Source organism: Sandaracinobacteroides sayramensis (assembly GCF_022014495.1).
GTDB classification, from domain to species: domain Bacteria; phylum Pseudomonadota; class Alphaproteobacteria; order Sphingomonadales; family Sphingomonadaceae; genus Sandaracinobacteroides; species Sandaracinobacteroides sayramense.
Genome location: NZ_JAKLSQ010000018.1, coordinates 14,403 through 36,609, shown reverse-complemented (window position 1 = coordinate 36,609; position 22,207 = coordinate 14,403). Strand labels below are relative to the sequence as shown.

Sequence of the window (22,207 nt, the reverse complement as noted above, 5' to 3'; positions counted from 1 at the left end):
CAGGATGTCCATGATCCGCACGATTGCCGTAGCGCTTGCCGCCGCCCTCATGTCTTCTACCGCGCTGTCGGCCGACCCGGCCCCGCTCGCCGAACTGGTGAAGCAGGTGGATATCCCCTACGAGCAGTTCACCCTGGCCAACGGCCTGAAGGTGGTGGTGCACACCGATCGCAAGGCGCCGCTGGTGCATGTCGGCGTCTGGTATCATGTCGGCTCGGTGGACGAGCCGGTGGGGCGCTCCGGCTTCGCGCATCTCTTCGAGCATCTGATGTTCTACGGCTCGGAACATCATGCCGGAGACCATTTCAAGCCGCTGGAAGCGATCGGCGCCACCGACTTCAACGGCACCACCAGCTACGACCGCACCAATTATTTCCAGACCGTGCCGACCCCGGCGCTCGACCTCGCGCTGTTCCTCGAGTCCGACCGGATGGGCTTCCTGCTTCCGGCGCTGACGCAGGAGAAGCTGGACGCGCAGCGGAAGGTGGTGCTGAACGAGAAGCGGCAGGGCGACAATTCGCCGGGCGGCCTCACCCAATATGAGCTGCTGAAGCAGCTTTTCCCGGCCGACCATCCGATGTCCGTCTCCACCATCGGCAAGCCCGAGGATCTGAACGCCGCCACGCTCGACGACGCGCGCGGCTGGTTCAGGAACAATTACGGCCCCAACAACGCCGTTCTGGTGCTGGCGGGCGACATAGACGCGGCGACCGCGAAGCCGCTGGTGGAGAAATGGTTCGGCGAGATCCCCGCCGGGCCGACGCCCGGCCGCTTCGCCGGCTGGGTGCCGATCCGAAGCGAGACGACCCGCGCCACCATGACCGACAAGGTCGCGACCAGCCGGGTCAGCCGTTACTGGGCGGTGCCGGGGCGCGGCGAGGCGGCGGACATCGCCGACCTGCAGGTGGCGCTGGCGATCCTGGCGGGCGGCTCCACCTCGCGCCTGCACGAGGCGCTGGTGCGCGACGAGCGGCTGGCGGTGGCGGTGGGCGGCGGCGTGAGCCCCCAGGGGCTGGCCGGAATCGCCAGCCTTTCGGCCGAGGCCGCGCCCGGCGTCGATCCGGCGAAGCTGGAAGCGCGGATCGACGCGCTGCTGGCCGAATTCCTGAAGCACGGCCCCACCGCCGACGAGGTGGACCGGGTGGCGATGCGCGCCGTTTCCGGTACCATTCGCGGGCTGGAGAAGGTGGGCGGCTTCGGCGGCAAGGGCGTGGCGCTGGCGGAAGGGCTGCTCTACGCCGACAACCCCGGCGACTATCGCGACGATCTGTTGAACTACGCCGCCGCCACGCCGGGCAGCGTGCGCCGCGCGGCGGAGAAATGGCTGACGCCCGGCGATTTCCGCCTGACGCTGCTGCCGGGCGAGCGCAGCCCGAAGGAAGTGGCGCTGCCGCCGTCGGTCCGCCTGCCCGCCTCGCTGCCGGCTGCGGCGGCGAAGGCGGAGACGGGGCCGCCGGCCGACCGCTCGAAGGGGCTGCCGGAAGCCGGCCCCGCCACCAGCTTCAACCTGCCGGCGGTGGAACGGGCGAAGCTGTCGAACGGCATGGAACTGGTGTTCGCCCGCACCACGGCCGTTCCCGTGGTGCGGGTGATGCTGTCGGTGCCGGGCGGAGTCCCTTCCGACAGCCGGGCGAAGCCCGGCACGCAGACGATGATGCTGGGCCTGCTGGACGAAGGCACGGAAGGCGCGCTGGGGCCGATGGACGGGCCGGCCATCGCCCGGCTGTCCGAGCGGCTGGGGCTGGGGGTAGGCGCCTCCGCCTCGCTCGACCGCACGCGCTTCACGCTGAACGCGCTCACCCCCAATCTCGCGGAATCGGTGGCGCTGTTCGCCGATGTGGTGCGCCACCCCACCTTCCCGGCCGACCAGCTCGAGCGGGTGCGGGTGCAGGCGCTGACGCAGTTGAAGCGGGAGGAGACGAACCCCGGCAGCCTCGCCATCCGCGCCCTTCCGCCGCTGCTCTACGGCCCCGGCCATCCCTATGGCTCCAGCTTCTCCGGCAGCGGCACCGAGGCGGGGCTGAAGGCGGTGACGCGCGACGACCTGATCGCCTTCCACCGCGCCAGCCTGAATCCGGCGCAGGCGCAGATCTTCGTGGTGGGCGACACCGACATGGCGACGCTGAAGCCACTGATGGAAGCGGCCTTCGGCGACTGGCAGTCAGAAGGCGCCGCTGCCCCCGTCCTTGTGCCACCGCCGGCGCCGCAGGCGGCGGGCCGGATCGTCTTCATCGACCGGCCCGGCGCCGAACAGTCGGTCATCCTCGCCGCCGCCCCGTCCCGGCTGACGGGCCGCGACGACATGCTGGCGCTCAGCCTCGCCAACGACATCTTCGGCGGGCTCGCCTCGGCGCGCCTCAACCAGGAGCTGCGCGAGAAGCGCAACTGGTCTTACGGCGCCTATTCCAGCCTTTCCCCCACGCGCGAGTCCATGCCCTTCCTGCTTTCGGCCCCGGTGGAGACGGAAGCCACCGGCCGGAGCATCGCCGCCATCCGGCAATTGCTGGACGATTTCCACGGCAAGGCTCCGCCCACCGAGGACGAGATCGGCCGGGCGCGGGCGAATGTGATCCGCTCGCTGCCCGGAGACTTCGAAACCGGCGGCGCGCTGCTGGCGGCGCTGGAACGCGGCGCGAACCTCGACCGGCCGGACGATTATCTGGAAACCCTGCCGAAGCGGCTGGCGGCCGTCCCCGATCGGGCGGTGGCCGGCGCGCCGCTGCCGAAGGCCGGAGAACTCGTCTGGATCGTCGTGGGGGACAAGGCGAGCGTGCTGCCGCAACTGCAGAAGCTCGGCATGCCCGTCGAGGAAAGGCCGGCGGGCTGAGCGATGCGCCCGGCCGCCGCCCATCCCGAACGCCACGCGATCGCGCGCATCGGCTGGCTTCGGGCCGCCGTGCTGGGCGCGAACGACGGCATCGTTTCCACGGCCTGCCTCGTGCTGGGGGTCGCGGCTTCCGGCGCCGACCGGGGCGCCATCGTGCTGGCAGGGCTTGCCGGGCTGACCGCCGGCGCCATGTCGATGGCGGCGGGCGAATATGTCTCGGTCAGTTCGCAGGCCGACACGGAAAAGGCGGCGCTGAAGGAAGAGGCGGCCGAATTGCAGGCCGATCCCGGATACGAGCTGAAGGAACTGACGCAGACCTATAGGGCGCGCGGCCTCGACCAGCCGACGGCGGAAGCGGTCGCCCGGCAGTTGACCGCGCACGACGCGCTGGCCGCCCACGCGCGCGACGAGCTGGGGATCACCGAGGCGGTCGCCGCGCGGCCGTTGCAGGCGGCGGCGGCGTCCGCGATCACCTTTTCGGTCGGCGCGGCGGTGCCGCTGCTGACGGTGCTGCTGGTGCCCGCCGCCTTCATCACCCCGGCGGTGGTAACCTCCGCGCTTCTGTTCCTGATGCTGCTGGGCTTTCTGGGGGCGCGGGCTGGAAAGGCGCCGGCCGGCCGGCCGGTGCTGCGGGTGGCCTTCTGGGGCTCGGTGGCGATGGCCGTCACCTGGGGGATCGGGCGGCTGGCCGGCACGGCGGTTTGAGAGCGCGCTTGCAATAGCCGGCCGGGCGCCGCAAAACCCGGCGGAAGGGGGCGCAAGTGCTGAAACATATTCCCTGGATCCTGCTGGCGATCGTCGGCGCCGTCTGCCTCGCCGTTCTGGCGACGGTGCGCGGCGAGGCGGTCAACGCGCTGTGGATCATCACCGCGGCGGTCAGCGTCTTCCTGGTCGCCTACCGCTATTACGCCCTCTACATCGCCCGCCATGTGATGCGGCTGGACCCGGCGCGGGCGACGCCGGCGCATTACCGGGCGGACGGGCTGGATTATGTGCCGACCGACCGGCGGGTGCTCTTCGGCCACCATTTCGCCGCCATCGCCGGCGCCGGGCCGCTGGTGGGGCCGGTGCTGGCGGCGCAGATGGGCTATCTGCCGGGGACGCTCTGGATCATCGCCGGGGTGGTGGTGGCGGGCGCGGTGCAGGATTTCATGGTGCTGTTCATCTCCATGCGCCGCGACGGCAAGTCGCTGGGGGAGCTGGTGCGCACGGAAATGGGGCCGGTGCCCGGCACCATCGCGCTGGCCGGCGCCTTCATGATCATGGTCATCATCCTCGCCGTGCTGGCGCTGATCGTCGTCCGGGCGCTGGCGGAAAGCCCGTGGGGCATGTTCACCGTCGCGGCGACCGTGCCGCTGGCGCTGCTGATGGGCGTCTACACCCGCTGGATACGCCCGGGGCGCATCGGCGAGGTTTCGCTGCTGGGCTTCGTCGGCCTCATCCTCGCCATCGTCTATGGCCAGTCGATCGCCGCCTCGCCCTATTGGGGGCCGATCTTCACCTTCACCCCGGTGCAATTGTGCTGGATCCTGATCGGCTATGGCGCCGTCGCCTCGGTGCTTCCGGTCTGGCTGCTGCTGGCGCCGCGCGACTATCTCTCCACCTTCCTGAAGATCGGCGCCATCGCCGCGCTGGCCATCGGCATCGTCGTCATGGCGCCGCCGTTGCAGATGCCGGCGCTGACGCAGTTCGTGAACGGCGGCGGGCCGGTCTGGTCTGGTTCGCTTTTCCCCTTCCTGTTCATCACCATCGCCTGCGGCGCGGTGTCGGGCTTCCACGCCCTCATCGCCAGCGGCACCACGCCCAAGCTGATCGCCAGCGAAACCGACGCGCCCTTCATCGGCTATGGCGCCATGTTGATGGAGGCGTTCGTCGCCATCATGGCGCTGGTCGCCGCCTCGATCCTCGATCCGGGTATCTATTTCGCCATGAACAGCCCGGTCGCCATCACCGGCGGCGATCCGGCGAGCGCGGCGGCGGCCGTCACCGCCATGGGCTTCCCGGTTTCCGCCGAGACACTGGCGCAGACCGCCCGCGACGTGGGCGAGCACAGCATCGTCTCGCGCACTGGCGGCGCGCCGACGCTGGCGGTCGCCATGGCCGAGATCTTCAGCCACGCGGTCGGCGGGCCGGCGATGAAGGCCTTCTGGTACCATTTCGCCATCCTGTTCGAAGCGCTGTTCATCCTGACGGCGGTGGACGCCGGCACCCGCGCCGGCCGTTTCATGCTGCAGGACCTGATCGGCCTTGCCGTGCCCGCGTTCCGGGAAAACAGCAGCATGTGGCCGGGCCTCGTCGCCACGGGGCTTTGCGTCGCCAGCTGGGGCTTCTTCCTGCACCAGGGCGTCACCGATCCGCTGGGCGGGGTCAATACGCTGTGGCCGGTGTTCGGCATTTCCAACCAGATGCTGGCGGCGATCGCGCTGATGCTGTCGACGGTGGTGCTGTTCCGCATGAAGCAGCAGCGCTACGCCTGGGTGACGGTCGTCCCAACCGTCTGGCTGCTGATCTGCACGCTGACGGCGGGCACGCTGAAGCTCCTGTCGAGCGACCCGGCGGTCGGCTTCCTCGCCCATGCCCGGCGCTTCTCCGACGCGGCGGCGCGCGGCGAAGTGCTGGCGCCGGCCAAGTCGATGGCGGAGATGCAGGCGATCATCTTCAACGACCGGATCGACGCCGCGCTCTGCGCGCTGTTCCTGGCGGTGGTGCTGTCGCTTCTCTACTTCACCGTGCGCACCTGCCTTCAGAGCCTGTGGGACCCCAACCCCAGCGTGCGCGAGGCGCCCGCGCACGCGCTGCCGGCGGCATGATCGGGCTCAAGCGGATCGGCGAGATGGCGCGGCTGATGGTCGGCCAGCCACCCTATGAAGCCTATCTGGCGCATATGCGGCAACATCATCCCGACCGGGCGCCGATGGGCCGCGTGGAATTCTTCCGCGACCGGGAAGAGGCCCGCTACGGCGGCAGGAATGGCGGGAAGTGCTGCTGAACGATTTCCCGGCGCCGGAGGGCATAAGCTCTCCGGCGCCGGGGTGATCGATCAGAACTTCGTGCGCACCGTCACGCCGAAGGTGCGCGGCTCGGCCAGGAAGCTGCCGAACAGCGTCGTCGCCGGCGTGCCGTTCTGCGCCGTCTGGGCGATGCTGCCCGAACCTTGCAGCGGCGCGTTGAAGACCACCTGCTGATATTGCACGTTCAACAGGTTCTGCGCCCAGGCCTCGATCTGCCAGCGGCGGTCGTTGCCGTTGAGGCCGAGGCGGGCGTTCACCAGGAACACCGAATCCTGGCGCTTTTCCGGGAACAGGTCGGAACCGGTGTTGATCTCCGACTGCAGGCGATAGTCGACATAGACCAGCGCCCCCAGATTGTCGTTGATCGGCGGAGTCCAGGTGACGGCGGCCGTGTGCACCAGCTTCGGCGCGTTCGACATCTGCTGCCCCGGAATGTTCGCGAGCGTCGGGGCCAGAGGCCGGCCGCCGGCGCCCACCAGATTCTCCCGATACTTGGTGTCGGCATAGGTGAAGCCGACGTTCATCGTCACGTTGCGGGCCGGGAAGAACAGGCTTTCCACCTCAACCCCGGTCGAGGTGACGCCGCCGCGCACCCGGTCCGGATCGCAGGAGCCGGTGGTGGCCGACGCATCCATGTCGGCGCCGTTCAGATCGTCGCGGCAGGACTGGATATTTTCCACCACGAAGCTGGTGCCGTTGAAGGTGTTGAGCTGGAACTGGTCGTAGACCGCGCGGAAGGCGGCGACGTTCAGCTGGAACGAGCGCAGGTCCAGCTTGGCGCCGATTTCCATGCTCGTCACCGTTTCCGGCTCGAACTTCAGTTGCTCGAGGCTGGGGGCGGCGGCGTCCATCGCCGCCCGGTCGAGGTTGAAGCCGCCGGCCTTGTAGCCCAGCGAATAGCTGGCATAGGTCATCAGCTCGTCGATCGGCTTCCAGCTCAGCACCGCCGTGCCGGTCCACTCGTCTTCCTTCTTGACGGAGCGGTCCTTGAAATTGCCGATCGGGTTGATGGCGCAGGGCGCGGCGGCAAGGCCGGCGAAGTTGGGGTTGGAGGCGATGGCGGCGCACAGCGTGTTGTTGCCGATCAGCTCCGCGTCCAGCGTCTTGCGCTCGTTGGTGTAGCGGCCGCCCAGCGTCAGCTGCAGCCTGTCGGGCACGATATCGAACACATTGTGGGTGAAGATGGCGAAGTTGCGGCTCGTCTGGTTGAAGGTGTCGGCGACGATGCCGCGGCCGTTGATGGTGTCGCCGGGGCGGCCGACGGCGACGGCCACCGCGTCATAGCCATAGAGGCCGGGCACGGCCATTCCGCTCCACAGCGCCACGGGCGTCTTCAAGGCCGCCGGGATCAGCGGGTTGGAGACGATGGCGGCGGCCACCGCGCCGTTCACGCAGCCGTTGGAGCCGGGCGAAAGCAGGCCGTTGATTCCGATCGAGGAGGCGGTGGCCGAGAGGCTGTTGGCCACCAGGCAGTTGGCGTAGCGGGTGGCGTCCGCCCCGAAGCGCAGGTCGTCCACCATGTCCAGCTTCTCATGGGCGAAATAGCCGCCCACCAGCCAGTCGAGGCGGTCGTCGAAGGCGCGGCCGTTCAGGCGCAGTTCCTGGCTGAAGGTGCGGAACTGCCGCTCCTGGTGGTCGCGGGCGAGGATGTCGAGATTGTTGAAGTCCGCGTCCTGCGCGGAATCGAGCTTCCAGTCGCGATAGGCGGTGATGGAGCTGAGATCGGCGAAGCCCAGCGACCAGTTCACCTCGGCCGAAAGGCCCCAGTCGCGCACGTCGGAGCGCTGGCTGCGGCCCGGAGTCATCGAGGTCTTGCGGCCGAAGGTGTCGTCGGACAGCACGCCGCCCAGGCCGCGGATGATGGAGACGATGGGGTTGTTGGCGGTGATGTTCACATTGCCCTGGGCGTCGCGCGTCGCCATCTGGAACGGCAGATAGGTGTTGGAGCAGCACTCCTCGTTGCGCTTGGTGAAGTCGCCGGTCAGGCGGATTTCCAGATCGTCGTTCGGCGTGAACAGCAGCTGGCCGCGCAGCAGCCAGCGGTCGCGGTTGTTCACCTTGCGGCCGGAAATCACATCCTCCAGGAAGCCGTCGCGCTTGGTGAAGACGCCGTCCAGCCGGTAGGCGAGCTTGTCCTCGACGAGCGGGCCGGTGATTCCGCCGACCAGGCGCCAGTAATCGTAATTGCCGTAGGTGACTTCCGCCGAGCCGCCGGTTTCGAACTTCGGCTTCGCGGTGACGATGTTGATGAGGCCGGCCGAGGCATTGCGGCCGAACAGCGTGCCCTGCGGCCCGCGCAGCACTTCGATGCGCTCGATCGCGCCCAGCTCGGTGAGGCCCGCGCCCGAGCGCGAGCGGTAGACGCCGTCGATGAACACCGCGACCGAGGATTCGAGGCCGATGTTGTCGCCCACCGTGCCGATGCCGCGGATGCGCGCCACGCCGCCGCCCGCCTCGGAGGAGGAGGAGGAGACCATCAGCGAGGGGCTGACCTGGTTCAGCTGGCGGATGTCGGTCGCGCCCGAATTCTGCAGGCTTTCGGCGGTGATGGCGCTGACGGCGATCGGCACGTCGCTCAGCGCCTGGGCGCGCTTGGTGGCGGTGACGATGATGTCTCCGGCGTCATAGCCATTGTCGGCCGGCGGGGTATCGGCCTCCTGCGCGAAGGCCGGCAGGGCAACGCAAAGCGCAACGGACGCGAGCAGAACTGAACGCATGATTTCTCCCAAGGGCTGGACGGATTTCCGTCTGCGGATATTGCGCGAGGCCCCCCACCGGTTCTTCCGGCTCCTCGCGGATTGCCTTCGAGCTAAGAGGGGCCGCAGGCGGTTGCAACCTTTGCTGCGGCGCACCAAAGCCGGATATTGGCGGCACTGTTGCACATCGGCCACGAATGGCTCCGCGAAGGCCGGCGCTCCGACAGCCCCTGCGGCAATCCGCCGCTTGTGCCGGACCCCCCGCTTTTCCCCGACCCTCGCTTTTCCGCTCTCTGGCGCCGGCCGCCGCGCTTCGCTACCGGCCCGGGCAGAGGGAGATTCCGCATGTCACGACTGCAAGGCAAGATCGCGCTCATCACCGGCGCCGCCTCGGGCCTCGGCCTGCGCATGGCGCAGCGCTTCGCGGAGCAGGGCGCGCAAGTGCTGCTGACCGATATCGACGCGGAGGGCGCAGCGAAAGCCGCGCGGGAGATCGGCGGCAAGGCCGCCGCCTTCCGCCACGACGTCACCCGCGAGGATCAGTGGATCGCCGCCGTCGAGGAGTGCCGCCGGCTGTTCGGCGGGCTCCACATATTGGTGAACAATGCCGGGATCGGCACGCCGGGCACGGTCGAGGACACCAGCCTCGAGGACTGGCGGCGGGTGCATGCGATAGACCTGGACGGCGTCTTCCTCGGCTGCAAGCACGCCATTCCGCTGATCCGCGAAACCACGCGGCGGGAAGGCTCGCGCGGGTCGATCCTCAACATCTCGTCCATCGCCGGCGTCATCGCCTCCGGCCGGATGGCGGCCTACAACAGCGCCAAGGCGGGCGTTCGCCACCTGACGAAATCGGTCGCGCTGCATTGCGCCTCCAGCCGCGATTCCATCACCTGCAACTCCATCCACCCCACCTTCATGGACACGCCCATCCTCGACAATTTCCAGTCGGCCGGCGTCGGCCGCGAAGAGGTGAAGGCAAAGCTCGGCCGGCAGGTGCCGCTGGGCGTCATCGGCGAGCCGGACGATGTCGCCTGGGGCGCCGTCTATCTCTGCTCGGACGAGGCGCGCTTCGTGACCGGCGCCGAACTGTTCATCGACGGCGGTATTTCGGCGATGTGAATGGGCAAGGCCCTCCCCCGGCGGCGGATTTCGCGCTAGCGTCGCGCGAGAGAGAGTCGGGCGGCGACGGCCGCCGATGGGAGATTGGGAATGCGTGAAGCCGTCTATCCCGTGCCAGCGGCCTGGGCCGCGCGCGCCAAAATCAGCCGCGAGCGCTACGCCGAGCTCTACCGGCAGTCGCTCGACGACCCCGAAGGCTTCTGGAAGCGCGAGGCCGGCCGGCTGGACTGGGCGAAGCCCTTCACCCAGGTGTCGGACTGGAGCTTCGACGAGGCGGATTTCGGCATCCGCTGGTTCGCCGACGGCGAGCTGAACGTCAGCGCCAACTGCCTCGACCGGCATCTGGCCGAACGCGGCGACGAGACGGCGATCCTCTGGGAGCCGGACAGCCCCGGCGAAGGCCGCAGGCTCAGCTACCGGCAGTTGCACGAAGCCGTCTGCCGGCTGGCGAACGGCCTGAAATCGCTCGGAGTCCGCAAGGGCGACCGGGTCACCATCTATCTGCCGATGATCCCGGAAGCGGCGATCGCCATGCTGGCCTGCGCGCGGATCGGCGCCATCCATTCGGTGGTGTTCGGCGGCTTCTCCCCGGACTCCATCGCCAACCGCATCCAGGACTGCGATTCGCGGCTGGTCATCACCGCCGACGAGGGGCTGCGCGGCGGCAGGACCGTGCCGCTGAAGGCCAATGTCGACGAGGCGCTGAAAAGCTGCCCCTCGGTCGGCAAGGTGGTGGTGGTCACCCGCACCGGCAGCGGCGTCTGGATGCAGGAGGGGCGCGACCTTTCCTACGAAGCGCTGGTGGAAGCGCAGTCGCCCGACTGCCCGGCCGAGCCGATGAGCGCCGAGGACCCGCTGTTCATCCTTTACACCTCGGGCTCGACGGGAAAACCCAAGGGCGTGCTGCACAGCTCGGGCGGCTACCTCACCTGGGTGTCGATGACGCATGACTATGTGTTCGACTATCGCCCGGGCGAAATCTTCTGGTGCGCCGCCGATGTCGGCTGGGTCACCGGCCACAGCTATGTCGTCTATGGCGCGCTGGCGAACGGCGCGACGACGCTGATGTATGAAGGCGTGCCCAACCACCCGGACTTCAGCCGCTTCTGGCAGATCGTCGACAAGCACAAGGTGGACATCTTCTACGCCGCGCCCACCGCGCTCCGGGCGCTGATGCGCGAGGGCGACGAATGGGTGGAAAGGACCAGCCGCGCCTCGCTCCGCCTGCTGGGCTCGGTGGGGGAGCCGATCAACCCCGAGGCCTGGGAATGGTATCACCGGGTGGTGGGCGAGGGCCGCTGCCCCATCGTCGACACCTGGTGGCAGACGGAAACCGGCGGGGCGATGATCACGCCGCTGCCCGGCGCCACCGACCTGAAGCCCGGATCGGCCAGTTTCCCGATGTTCGGCGTGGAGCCGCAACTGGTGGATGGCGACGGCCGGCTGCTGGAAGGCGCGGCGGAAGGCAATCTCGTCATCGCCCGCTCATGGCCGGGGCAGATGCGCTCCGTCTGGGGCGACCATGGGCGTTTCTTCCAGACCTATTTCACCACCTACAAGGGGAAATATTTCACCGGCGACGGCTGCCGCCGCGATTCCGACGGCTATTACTGGATCACCGGCCGGGTGGACGATGTGATCAACGTCTCGGGCCACCGCATGGGAACGGCGGAGGTGGAAAGCGCCCTCGTCGCCCACCCGCTGGTCGCCGAGGCGGCGGTGGTCGGCTATCCGCACGACCTGAAGGGGCAGGGTATCTACGCCTATGTGACGCTGAACGCGCATGAGGCGCCATCCGAGGCGCTTCGCCGCGAGCTGGTGCAATGGGTCCGCAAGGAAATCGGCCCGATCGCCACGCCGGACGTGATCCAGTTCGCGCCGGGGCTGCCGAAAACCCGCTCGGGCAAGATCATGCGGCGGATCCTGCGGAAAATCGCCGAGAATGAGGTTTCGAGCCTTGGCGACACCTCGACGCTGGCCGATCCTTCCGTGGTGGCGGACCTCGTCGCCAATCGCGCGGGGGCCTCCGCCTGAGGAATCAGGCGGCCGGCTTCCCGGCCCCCTCTTCCCTTCCACCGCCGCTGATGCCAAGGCGCCTTTCCATGACCGAGACCGCCCCGCCCAAACTGCACGCCGGCGTGCGCCACGCGCCCGACCCTTCCATGCTCGCCAAGACGGAGGTGCTGGTGGAGGCCCTGCCTTATCTGCAGCGCTACGCCGGGCAGACCTTCGTGGTGAAATATGGCGGCCACGCCATGGGCGACCCGGAACTGGCGCGCGATTTCGCCGAGGACATCGTGCTCTTGAAGGCCGTCGGCATCCGCCCGGTGGTGGTGCATGGCGGCGGCCCGCAGATCGGCGCGATGCTGAAGCGGCTGGGCCTTGAAAGCCGCTTCGTGGACGGGCTGCGGGTGACGGATGCCGCCACCGCCGAAGTCGCGGAAATGGTGCTGGGCGCCATCAACAAGGAACTGGTGCGCTGGATCGCCGAGGCCGGCGGCAAGGCGGTCGGCCTGTCGGGCAAGGATGCCGGCCTCGTCCGCGCCGAGAAGGTGAACCGCACGAAGCGCGACCCCGGCAGCGCCATCGAGCAGGCGGTGGACCTGGGCTTCGTCGGCGAGCCGGCGCATGTGGACCGGCAGGTGCTGGACGTGCTGGGCGCCGCCGACCTGATCCCGGTGGTCGCCCCGATCGGCTTCGGCGCGGACGGCCATACCTACAACATCAACGCCGACACCTGCGCCGGCGCGGTCGCCTCCGCGCTCGGCGCGTCGCGGCTGTTCCTGCTGACGGACGTACCCGGCGTGCTGTCGAAGGAAGGCGCGCTGCTGACGGACCTCACTCCGGACGAGGTGGGGGCGCTGGTGGACGACGGCACCATTTCCGGCGGCATGATCCCGAAGCTCGAGACCTGCGTGAACGCGGTCCGGAACGGGGTCGATGCGGCCGTGATTCTGGACGGCCGCGTGCCGCACGCCATGCTGCTGGAAATCTTCACCCGGCGCGGCGCCGGCACGCTGGTGAGACGAATCGCCGGCGCTTAGCCTGGGCGCCCATGCAGGCATTGCTGCATTCTCCCGTCACCCCGGGCTTGACCCGGGGTCCAGCTTTCTTCTTCGAGCGCGGCGCCAGCCGAAAAGCCGGACCCCGGGTCAAGCCCGGGGTGACGAAGAATGGGCGGGATGTCAAAGCGGAATATAAGTCTCCGACCTAGATCGCCGCCTTCAGCGCCTCGACCAGATCGAGCTTTTCCCAGCTGAAGCCGCCGTCGGCGTCGGGCGTGCGGCCGAAATGCCCATAGGCGGCGGTGCGCTCGTAGATCGGCTTGTTGAGGCCCAGATGCGTGCGGATGCCCTTGGGCGTCAGCCTGACGACGCGCGGCAGCGCCGCTTCGATCAGCGCTTCCTCCACCGTGCCGGTGCCATGGGTGTCGACCAGGATCGACAACGGCTCGGCGACGCCGATGGCGTAGGAAAGCTGGATGGTCGCGCGCCGCGCCAGGCCGGCGGCGACGATGTTCTTCGCCAGATAGCGCGCCACATAGGCGGCGGAACGGTCCACCTTCGTCGGGTCCTTGCCGCTGAAGGCGCCGCCGCCATGCGGCGCGGCGCCGCCATAGGTGTCGACGATGATCTTGCGGCCGGTCAGGCCGGCGTCGCCGTCCGGGCCGCCGATCTCGAACAGGCCCGTCGGGTTCACATAGATGGCGGATTGGTCCGGCAGCCAGCCTTTCGGCAGCACATCCTCGAACACGCCCATCACATAGTCGCGCAGCCGCTTCTGCCCGCCGTCGTTCGAAAGCTCGCGGCTGTGCTGGGTGGAAACGACGAGCGCCGTCGCCTTCACCGGAACTTCGTCGCGGTAGGAGAGGCTCACCTGGCTCTTGGCGTCGGGCTCCAGGAAATCCACCACCCGCGCGTGCCGGTCCTTCGCCATCCGCTCCAGGATGCGGTGCGAATAATAGAGAGTCGCCGGCATCAGGTCGGGCGTCTCGTCGGTCGCATAGCCGAACATGATGCCCTGGTCGCCGGCGCCTTCGTCCTTGTTGCCGCTCTCGTCCACGCCCATGGCGATGTGGGCGGACTGGCCGTGCAGATGGCAGGCGAAATCCGCCGTCTGCCAGTGGAAGCCATGCTGTTCATAGCCGATGCGGCGCACGGTGGCGCGGGCGACGGCCTCGATCTCGGCGAGCGTCGGGAACAGGTCCGGGTCGCAGCGGACTTCGCCGGCCAGGATGATGCGCTGCGTCGTCACCATCGTCTCGCAGGCCACGCGCGCCACCGGGTCGCGGGCCAGGAACAGGTCGACCACCGCATCCGAAATCTGGTCGGCGACCTTGTCGGGATGGCCTTCCGAGACCGACTCGGAAGTGAAGGTGAAGCTGCTGCGCGCCATGGTCACTCCTTGGGATTCAGCCAGACAGCTAGCTTGCCGGCAACCGCTTGGCAAGGAATATAAAGAGATATTTAAGTCTTTCTGCGCCCGATCCACAGCCCCGCGCCGACCAGCAGCAGCGCGAAGACCGCCGGCGCCGGCAGCCCGATCCGGGCGAAGGGGGTCGGCGCGCGCGCGGACGGCAGCTTCACGCGGGCGCTGGCCGCCTCGCCCTTCGGCAATGTCGTCAGCATCCCGCCGCGCGCGTCGATCAGCCCGGTGACTCCGGTCGGAGTCACCCGCACCACCGGCATTCCCTCCTCGATCGCCCGCAGCCGCGCCTGCGCATGGTGCTGCGGCGGGCCGGAGCGGCCGAACCAGGCGTCGTTGGAAACCGTCAGCAGGAAGGCCGGCCGCGCCGTCCGGTCGACGACGGCGCCGGGGAAGATGATTTCATAGCAGATGTTGGGCGAAACGGCGGGCAGCCCCGGCAGTTGCCATGTCAGCGCGCCGGGGCCGGGGCGGAAGTCCAGGCTGCCGGGCACCAGCCGCGCCAGCCCTAGCGGCTCGGCGATTGCGCGCAGCGGCAGATATTCCCCGCCCGGCACCAGATGCGACTTGTCGTAGCGCGCCAGAATTCGCCCCTGATGGTCCAGCGCGTAAAGGCTGTTGGTGCCGGCGATCACTTCGCCTTTCGCGTCGCGTTCCAGCCCGACGCCGCCCGCCAGCAGCAGCGTGCCTTCGGGAAAGCCGCGCGTCACCTCGGCGCGGACTTCAGGCATTTCCTCCATGGGAAATTCCACGGTCGCCTCCGGCCAGACGACGGCGGCCGGCGGCGGGCCCTCTGCCAGCGCCGCGCGCGTCTGCGCCGCCGCCGCCAGCAGGCTCGCCGCCAGCCCGCCTTCAGCATATTTATCGTCTATGCCGGTGCCCGTCTGCACCAGCAACAAATCGGGGCCTTCCGCCGCCGGCAGCGGCTTCTGCAGACGCGGCACCGCCAGCCCCAAGGCCAGCAGCAGCGGGAAGACCAGCACCAGCGCCATCCGCCCGCGCTCGCCGCGCGCGCCCAGGAGCGCTGCCAGGCTGCCGCCGGCCAGCACCGCCAGCGCCGAAAGCCCGTTCGCCCCCACCACCGCCGCCAGTTGCGCCACCCCGGGCAATTGCAGCCAGCCGACCCCCAGCGGATTCCAGGCAAAGCCGGAAAACAGCAGCCCGCGCAGGATTTCCGCCAGCGCGAACAGGCCGGCGAAGACCAGCGCCAGCGGCACGATCCGATCGGTCAGCCGCCGCGCCGCCCAGGCCGCCAGCGCCGGGTAGAGCGCCAGGAACAGCGACAGCCCGGACACCGCCACCCAGCCCATCCACACGGGCATCGCCGCCTGAAAGGTGAAGGCCTCGGCGATCCAGCGCAGGCCCAGCAGGAAATGCGTGAAGCCGAAGCCCAGGCCCAGAAGGAAGGCCCGCCCACGCGGCTGGCCCGCCAGCAGCAACAGCAGCAGCGCCGACCCGGCCACCGGCCCGGCGGCGGAGCCGACCGGCTCGAACCCCAGCGCCGAAAGGGCGCCGGCCAGCAGCGCCAGCAGCAGGGCAGGTCCGGCCGCCAGCCGGCCGAGGCGTTGGACGATCAGGTGGCGGGCGTCTGCGGGGCCGGTCATGGCCCCGCCATAGCGGCACTCGCCCCGCCTCGCCAGCGCCGGACTCGACAGCGGCCCGCCACCTCGTCCATCAGCGGCGCCCATATGGATATCGAAGCCCCCGCCATCATTCTCGTGCGCCCGCAACTGGGCATGAACATCGGCATGGCCGCCCGCGCCATGGGCAATTTCGCGCTCGACCGCCTGCGGCTGGTGGAGCCGCGCGACGGCTGGCCCAACCCCGAGGCCGGGCCGCCCGCCTCGGGCGCCGACCATGTGCTGGAGACGGTGACGGTGCACGGCAGCGTCGCCGGGGCGCTGGCGGATTGCCAGCTCACCTTCGCCACCACGGTGCGCCCGCGCGACATGGCGAAGCCGGTCGTCACGCCGAAGCAGGCCGCCGCCCTCATCCGCGAGGCCGCCGCGCAAGGGCTGAAGGCCGGGATCCTGTTCGGGCCGGAACGCTCCGGCCTGACGGCGGACGATCTGGCTCCGGTGCAGACCATCATCACCTGCCCGGTCAACCCCGGCTTCGGCTCGCTGAACCTGGCGCAGGCGGTGCTGCTGGTCGGTTATGAATGGTTCCAGTCATCCGATCCCGAAGCCGCCCCCGCGCGGACGCATCAACCGGCGCCGCATGGCGAGGTCGCCGGGCTGATCGCGCATCTGGAGGCGGAGCTGGAAGAGGCCGGCTATTTCCATGTGCCCGACCGCACGCCGGCGACGCGGCGAACTCTGGCGCAGATGCTCAGCCGCCCGCAATTCTCGGCGGAAGAGGTGCGGACGCTGCGCGGGGTGATCCGGGCGCTGGCCGAAGGGCCGAAAAGAAAGGCCCGTGGCGCGCCATAGCGCCGCCCCGGACCTCAGTCGGTCTGTCCAACCCTGGAGCAGAAGATAGGCGGGCCGGCGGTTTCAGTTGCCGTCGGCGGCGATCGTGTAGCCCCGGCCCCACACGGTCTCGATGACCCCTGGGGAACCGGCCTCGTTCAGCTTGCGGCGGAGCTTGCAGATGAAGACGTCGATGATCTTCATCTCCGGCTCGTCGCGCCCGCCATAAAGATGCGCCAGGAACATTTCCTTCGTCACCGTCATGCCGCGGCGGGTCGCCAGGAATTCCAGGCAGGCATATTCCTTGCCCGTCAGCGGCACGGGCAGGCCGTTCACCAGCGCGCGATGCGTGACGAGGTCGATGGCGAGCGGCCCGATCTCCACCGCCTGGGGCGCCGCCGACCGCGCCCGCCGGACGACGGCGTGGATCCGGGCGACGAGCTCGTCGCGGTGGAAGGGCTTGGTGACATAATCGTCCGCACCCTCCAGGAAATTCTCGATCTTCGCTTCAAGGTCGGTCTCCCCCGATAGGATGATGACCGGCGTGTCCGGCCGGGTCTGGCGGAGCTGCTGCAGCACATGCTGGCCCGGCATGTCGGGCAGCGTCAGGTCCAGCACGACCACGTCGAAGCGATAGGCGCGGGCAAGGTCGAGCGCGTCCTCGCCATAGGCCGTGGTGTAGACGGTGAAGCCGGACAGCTCGAGCGTGCGGCCGAGCGGCTCCGACAGCGCCCGGTCGTCTTCCACCAGCAGCAGCCGCGTGGCGCGCGACGGGGCGGCGAAACGCGCCTTGCCGGGGGCCGCTGCCTCGAGGCCGCCGTCGGGCGCGTCGCCGGCATGGAGGGTCCGGCGCGCCTCGCCCTGCCCGTTCGCGCGCCGTGCGTCCGGCGTGTTCCAGCCGTCGTCCATCCCGCTTTGTCCGTAGATGCTCATCACGCTCGTCCTTCAATGCTGTCCGGGCGCCGCACGTGCGGTGTCGCACGGGGGGCGCGCCATCGCCGTTCCGGGGCTCAGATGCTCCAGGTGCGGCTGAGATCGATCTTCCGCGGCTCGGCGGGTTCCGCCTTGCGGACCGGCGGTTTCACCGGATAGTCGCGGTAGAGCTGGATGCGCGTCACCCGGAGGCCGGGGACGCCGGCGCGGTCTAGCGAGTCCTGCCACAGTTCCAGCTCTTCCGGGCTCAGCCGGTAGCGGGCGCAGGCTTCCGCCGCCGTCAGCAGGCCGCCGCGGATGGCGGCGATCACTTCGGCCTTGCGGCGCACCACCCAACGGCGCGTGTCGGCCGGCGGCAGCGTTTCCAGGGTGATCGGCCGGCCGAGCGGCCCTTCCACCGAGGTCGGGCGCGCATCCTGCGCTTCGGCGCCGGCGGGCGCCTGGCGGCGCTCCCGGCCGGGCAGGTGGATCGCATCGGCATGGTGGCCGGCGAAGCCCGCTTCTCCATGATCGCTGTTCTGGCCCAGCCGACCCTCGGCCTTGATATTCTCAACCATCTCTGACCCTTGCTCTTCCGACAAAGCAGTTCCCGAAACCAGCCGCCGGCCGGATGGCCGGTGCCCCGTGACGGGGTCCGATCGAAGGTTGTGGCCCCGCGAGGGGGCCCCATGTCCGCCGGCCTTCACCAGAACCCGGGCGCCTCGGCGCCCCGGCCTTTCAAAGTCCCACCCGGTTTCCGCGGGGTGCCTGCCCTTGCGCTTTTGCGCCCGCGGGGCCATCTGGCCTTGCGGAACGCGCCAGCCAGAGGCCCGCGCCCAACCTTCTTGTCGTCGGTCTCCTGCTTGCCTTCTCCCAAGCAACGGCCGGCTTTCAGCGGCCTTGAGCCCGTCGACGATTGTTAGGTAACCCAGATCGTGCCTGAAGTGGTGCAAAGCATTGTTACCCGAAGTTCACCGACTGTGACGGACGGTGCGTCGGACGGCGCGTCGGACTCCGTGGCGCTGGCGCTGGCGCAGGTCGCCGCGCGGCTGCCGCCGCCGGGCACGCGGGTGGTGGTCGCCATGTCGGGCGGGGTCGATTCCAGCGTCGCCGCCGCCGCCGCCCACGCCCATGGCTGCGAGACGATCGGAGTGACGCTGCGCCTCTCCGACCATGACGCCTCCCCTTCGCGCGCCGGGGCCTGCTGCGCCGGATCGGACATCGCCGACGCCCGCGCCGTCGCCGACACGCAGGGCTTCGCGCATTATGTGCTCGACTATGCCTCGGCCTTCCGCGCCGAGGTGATGGAGGCCTTCGCCGACAGCTATCTGGAAGGCCGCACGCCGGTGCCCTGCATCAGCTGCAACCAGACCGTGAAATTCCGTGACCTGCTGGGCGTTGCCGGGGATCTGGGCGCCGAGGCGCTGGTGACGGGCCATTATGTGCAGCGGCTCGATGGCGCGGGCGGCGCCGAACTGCACCGCGCGCTCGACCCCTCCAAGGACCAGAGCTATTTCCTGTTCGCCACCACGGCGGCGCAGCTTTCAAGGCTGGTCTTCCCGCTGGGCGGCCTCGACAAGCCGACCGTGCGGCTGCTGGCGCAGCATTTCGGCCTGCGCGTGGCGGCGAAGCCCGACAGCCAGGACATCTGCTTCGTTCCCGCCGGCGACTATCGCGCCGTGGTGCGCAAGCTCCGCCCGGACGCGGACCGGCCCGGCGACATCGTCGACATGGAGGGCCGGCGGCTCGGCCGCCACGCCGGGCTGATCGGCTTCACCGTCGGCCAGCGCCGGGGGATCGAGATCGGCGGGCAGGCCGAACCGCTCTATGTGGTGCGCCTGGACGCCGGCGCGAACCGGCTGGTGGTCGGCCCCCGCTCGGCGCTGGCCGTCCGCCGGGTGGAGCTCGACGGGCTCAACTGGCTCTCGGCGCCGATTCCGGACGAGGGGCTCGACGTCGAGGTGAAGCTCCGCTCCATGGCCCCGCTCGCGCCTGCGCGGCTGTTCGGCGGCAGCGCCCCGGAGCTGATCTTACCGGAGCTGATTTTCCCCGAGCCGCAGTTCGGGGTCGCCCCCGGCCAGGCCGCCGTCTGCTACGCCGGCAGCCGGGTGCTGGGCGGCGGCTTCATCCGCGCCGCCCGCTGACACTTCAGCCGAAGGTCCGCTTCAGCGTCAGCGAGGGGGTGATATGCTCCTGCCGCTTGCGGAACTCGCGCATGGCGGGCTCCGGGCTGGAGCGGTCCGGGCTGTAGAAGGTGCGGGTGCGGTAGAAATTGACGTCCAGCGGATTCTCGACGCGCAGCGTCATGGTGGTGCGGCTGTCGGGGCGATATTCGGCGAAGGCCTCCACGAACGGGTTCTGCCGGTGGCTCCTGTCCTCCTCGCTGCGCCGATACTGGGTGGAGCCGGAGTTGGTATAGGTATCGACCCCCCAGGCGAAGCGTCCGAGATCCTGCCGGAAACCCACGTCCAGCACCCAGAGCGTATAGCCGGTGAAATGCCGGTGCTGCAGCGTATAGGGGTCGCGCACGCGGGTATCGACGATCGAAAGCCGCATCTTCGCCCGCGCGCCGGGGATGCCGAACCGCGACAGCGGCGCGTCGATGTTCAGCCGGGCGATGCGCATCTGCCCGGAGCCGAGGTTGCCCGGCGCGTCCAGCCCGTCCTCCACCGGCACCCGGTCCTGCACCTGCCGCACCAGATTGAGGCCCAGTTCGACGCGGATCACTCCGGTCTCCAGGAAAGGCCGTTCCGCCGTCACCAGAAATTCCCAGGCGGTTTGCGGCACCAGATCGGCGTTGCCGCCATTCACCCGGTCGCTCGACAGTTCGGCAAGGCTGATGAAGTCGCCGAAGTTCAGCTGGTTGACGGTGCGCTCCGCCCGCGCCTGCACCTGCCAGCGGCCGCTGCGCCAGTCGAGGCTGGCCTTGGGCTTCAGATAGGAGAGCGTCCGCTCCGCCTCAGCGTCGCCGCTGACCGTCAGGCGCGAGCGTTCGAAGGTCAGCCCGAAATCGGCGCGCAGGCCCGGCGCCAGCGCCCGCCCCATGTTGAGGAACGGCTCCAGCCTTATCTCCCGCACGGTGGCGTTGGCGAGCGGCAGGTCGATCGGCACCTGCCCGCCGCCGGCCTGCGTCTCGGCAAGGTCCACCGCGCTGTCCAGCCGGTTCAGCACCGCCTCGCCGCCGGCCTCGATCGACCAGCCGTCGGAGGACAGGCGGGACCAGACGACCCGCGCCACGCTTTCGGCGTCCGTCGTCTGCTGGAACTGGGTGAAGCCGCCGAGGATCTCGCCGCCGGCGTTGTTCTCCATCAATTCCTCGCGATCGCGCCGCGTGCGGGTGGCGAGCAGGATCAGCTTCACATTGCCCGCCGCCAGCGGCCGGGTCACGTCCCCGCCCACCTCGAACTGGCGGTAGCGGAAATCCTGCTCCAGCACATCGTCGCGCAGCGGTCCGGCGGCGGGCGTTACCCTGTTTGCCTGCCAGAGCCGGTAGCGCCCCCCGGCGTAGCGGAAGTTCAGATTGGCGCGGCGGTCGGCGCCATCCTCATGCGCCCAGCCCAGCGAGACATTGCCTTCCGGATCATCGACGGAATTGAACTTGTCGCGGCGTTCCACAAGCTCCCCGCCGGGCAGGCGGGTGAGGATGTCCGGGCCGAAATCGCTGATATCGTCATTGTTGTAGTCGAGCGCAAGGCTGAAGCTGGACTTGCCGCGCTTCACCAGCGCGGAAGCCTTGCCGTCCACCCGGATCTCGCCGGTGAACGGCCGGCGAAAGCGCATCTCGGCGGTTCCGGCGACGCCGGCATCCTCCGTCAGCACCAGGTTCAGCACCTGCGGCTTGCCGGCGAATTCCGCCCCGAAGCCGTCCCCGGGGCCGACTTCCACCCGCAGCACGCGGGCGGCGGGGATCCGCGCCAATATGGTCTCCAGGCTGTCGCTCTTGGCGCTGGGGCGTTCGCCGTTGATGACGACATTGCCCGCCGCCTGCCCGAAGCCGCGCACATCCTGGTCGATGTCCTGCAACTGGAATCCGGGCACCCGCTCGACGAGCTGCAGCGCGTTGGTGGGGGCGAAGGGCTGGAAGAAGGGCGCCTGATAGACGGTTCGGTTGCCGACCCGCTCCTGCGCCTCGGCCGCCGAAAGCGGCAGCGCGGCCAGAAAGGCGAAGGGCAGCAGCCGTCCGGCGGCGGCGAAAGCTGGCATGCGGTGGATTCCCCCGGTTCGGATTCGATGTTGCGACGTTTGAAGCTACATTTGTCGCAGGGGGCAATCGCGCTTCGACAAACGGCGTTCGTCGACGATGGATGGCAAACAATATGCTTTGGATCGTCTGCGGCTTCAGCCGCTGGCGTTCACCACCGCATATCGGCCCAGCAGCGTCCGCAATCCGGGCGGGATCGGCGCGGCGCCCGCCCGGCCGGGCCGCACATTCACCATCACGCTTTCCGCCAGCGCGAAGGCCCGCCCCTTCTGAAAGAGGCCGATGGCGATTCGATAGCTGGAGCCGCCGATGGCGGCGATGCCGACTGCGGATTCCACGTCGGCGGGATATTCCCCCTCGCCCAGATAATCGATCGAGACATGCGCCACCATCACCCCGCCCGGGCTGACCTCGCCGCCCTCTTCGTGCAGGGCGTAATGGAAGCGCACGCGCGACTCCTCCACCAGCCGGGCGATCGCCACATTGTTGAGATGCGCGTTCGTGTCCATGTCGCCGAAGCGGGTGGGGATGGTCAGCCGCACGGGATAGGCGTCGGGGCTCAGCCGCCAGCCATCGGTCTTCAGGCTCATCCCGCTTGCTCC

At 69.3% G+C, this 22,207-nt stretch carries 16 protein-coding genes; 9 read left to right on the top strand and 7 right to left on the bottom strand.

Features of this window, described 5'->3' with window-relative positions:
• Positions 1-10: 10 nt before the first annotated feature.
• The 4 genes from L6Q21_RS13040 to L6Q21_RS13025 are packed head-to-tail and all read left to right on the top strand — an operon-like array spanning position 11 to position 5,816.
• Entirely contained in the window at positions 11-2,827 is a 2,817-nt protein-coding gene (locus L6Q21_RS13040) for a M16 family metallopeptidase (protein WP_237831204.1), read from the top strand.
• 3 nt (positions 2,828-2,830) lie between these two features.
• A complete protein-coding gene (locus L6Q21_RS13035) occupies positions 2,831-3,532 on the top strand; it encodes a VIT1/CCC1 transporter family protein (RefSeq protein WP_237831203.1) in 702 nt (233 codons plus the stop codon).
• Between the two features lie 56 nt (positions 3,533-3,588).
• Positions 3,589-5,637 carry a carbon starvation CstA family protein gene (locus L6Q21_RS13030; RefSeq protein WP_237831202.1) on the top strand — a complete coding sequence of 683 codons (2,049 nt, stop codon included), beginning with the start codon at positions 3,589-3,591 and terminating at the stop codon, positions 5,635-5,637.
• A complete protein-coding gene (locus L6Q21_RS13025; RefSeq protein ID WP_237831201.1) occupies positions 5,634-5,816 on the top strand; it encodes a YbdD/YjiX family protein in 183 nt (60 codons plus the stop codon). The genes L6Q21_RS13030 and L6Q21_RS13025 overlap by 4 nt, the downstream gene beginning before the upstream one ends.
• 51 nt (positions 5,817-5,867) lie before the next feature.
• Here the strand turns inward: L6Q21_RS13025 and L6Q21_RS13020 are convergent, their stop codons facing one another.
• Positions 5,868-8,555, bottom strand: coding sequence for a TonB-dependent receptor (locus tag L6Q21_RS13020; protein WP_237831200.1), 2,688 nt, complete (start codon positions 8,553-8,555; stop codon positions 5,868-5,870).
• 324 nt (positions 8,556-8,879) lie between these two features.
• Here L6Q21_RS13020 and L6Q21_RS13015 point away from each other — a divergent pair, with 324 nt between their 5' ends.
• From L6Q21_RS13015 to argB, 3 genes are all read left to right on the top strand, one after another.
• Positions 8,880-9,656, top strand: coding sequence for a glucose 1-dehydrogenase (locus L6Q21_RS13015; RefSeq protein WP_237831199.1), 777 nt, complete (start codon positions 8,880-8,882; stop codon positions 9,654-9,656).
• A 90-nt stretch (positions 9,657-9,746) separates the two neighbouring features.
• Entirely contained in the window at positions 9,747-11,690 is a 1,944-nt protein-coding gene (gene acs / locus L6Q21_RS13010) for an acetate--CoA ligase (protein ID WP_237831198.1), read from the top strand.
• A gap of 68 nt (positions 11,691-11,758) precedes the next feature.
• Entirely contained in the window at positions 11,759-12,700 is a 942-nt protein-coding gene (gene argB, locus L6Q21_RS13005; RefSeq protein WP_237831197.1) for an acetylglutamate kinase, read from the top strand.
• A 166-nt stretch (positions 12,701-12,866) separates the two neighbouring features.
• On the opposite strand, the gene metK is transcribed toward argB, so the two are convergent.
• The gene (gene metK / locus L6Q21_RS13000; protein ID WP_237831196.1) at positions 12,867-14,051 is read right to left on the bottom strand and encodes a methionine adenosyltransferase; all 1,185 of its coding nucleotides are present in this window, start codon (positions 14,049-14,051) and stop codon (positions 12,867-12,869) included.
• A 71-nt stretch (positions 14,052-14,122) separates the two neighbouring features.
• Positions 14,123-15,685 carry an apolipoprotein N-acyltransferase gene (gene lnt, locus L6Q21_RS12995; RefSeq protein WP_237831195.1) on the bottom strand — a complete coding sequence of 521 codons (1,563 nt, stop codon included), beginning with the start codon at positions 15,683-15,685 and terminating at the stop codon, positions 14,123-14,125.
• Positions 15,686-15,769: 84 nt separating this feature from the next.
• Here lnt and L6Q21_RS12990 point away from each other — a divergent pair, with 84 nt between their 5' ends.
• Positions 15,770-16,513 (top strand): RNA methyltransferase, encoded by a 744-nt coding sequence (locus tag L6Q21_RS12990; protein ID WP_237831194.1) that lies wholly within the window; start codon positions 15,770-15,772, stop codon positions 16,511-16,513.
• Between the two features lie 63 nt (positions 16,514-16,576).
• Here L6Q21_RS12990 and L6Q21_RS12985 read toward each other — a convergent pair whose 3' ends face one another.
• Together L6Q21_RS12985 and sciP are read right to left on the bottom strand one after the other, a co-directional pair.
• On the bottom strand, positions 16,577-17,425 hold the full coding sequence (locus L6Q21_RS12985; protein ID WP_237831193.1) for a response regulator transcription factor: 849 nt from the start codon (positions 17,423-17,425) through the stop codon (positions 16,577-16,579).
• Positions 17,426-17,502: 77 nt separating this feature from the next.
• Positions 17,503-17,889: a CtrA inhibitor SciP gene (gene sciP, locus L6Q21_RS12980; RefSeq protein WP_255696902.1), complete on the bottom strand. Its 387-nt coding sequence runs from the start codon at positions 17,887-17,889 to the stop codon at positions 17,503-17,505.
• Between the two features lie 543 nt (positions 17,890-18,432).
• Here sciP and mnmA point away from each other — a divergent pair.
• Complete coding sequence (gene mnmA / locus L6Q21_RS12975) at positions 18,433-19,548, top strand: tRNA 2-thiouridine(34) synthase MnmA (RefSeq protein ID WP_255696901.1); 1,116 nt, start codon at positions 18,433-18,435, stop codon at positions 19,546-19,548.
• Positions 19,549-19,552: 4 nt separating this feature from the next.
• On the opposite strand, the gene L6Q21_RS12970 is transcribed toward mnmA, so the two are convergent.
• Both L6Q21_RS12970 and L6Q21_RS12965 read right to left on the bottom strand, forming a co-directional pair.
• A complete protein-coding gene (locus L6Q21_RS12970; protein WP_237831192.1) occupies positions 19,553-21,607 on the bottom strand; it encodes a TonB-dependent receptor in 2,055 nt (684 codons plus the stop codon).
• A gap of 135 nt (positions 21,608-21,742) precedes the next feature.
• Positions 21,743-22,195 carry an acyl-CoA thioesterase gene (locus L6Q21_RS12965; RefSeq protein WP_237831191.1) on the bottom strand — a complete coding sequence of 151 codons (453 nt, stop codon included), beginning with the start codon at positions 22,193-22,195 and terminating at the stop codon, positions 21,743-21,745.
• Positions 22,196-22,207 lie beyond the last annotated feature (12 nt).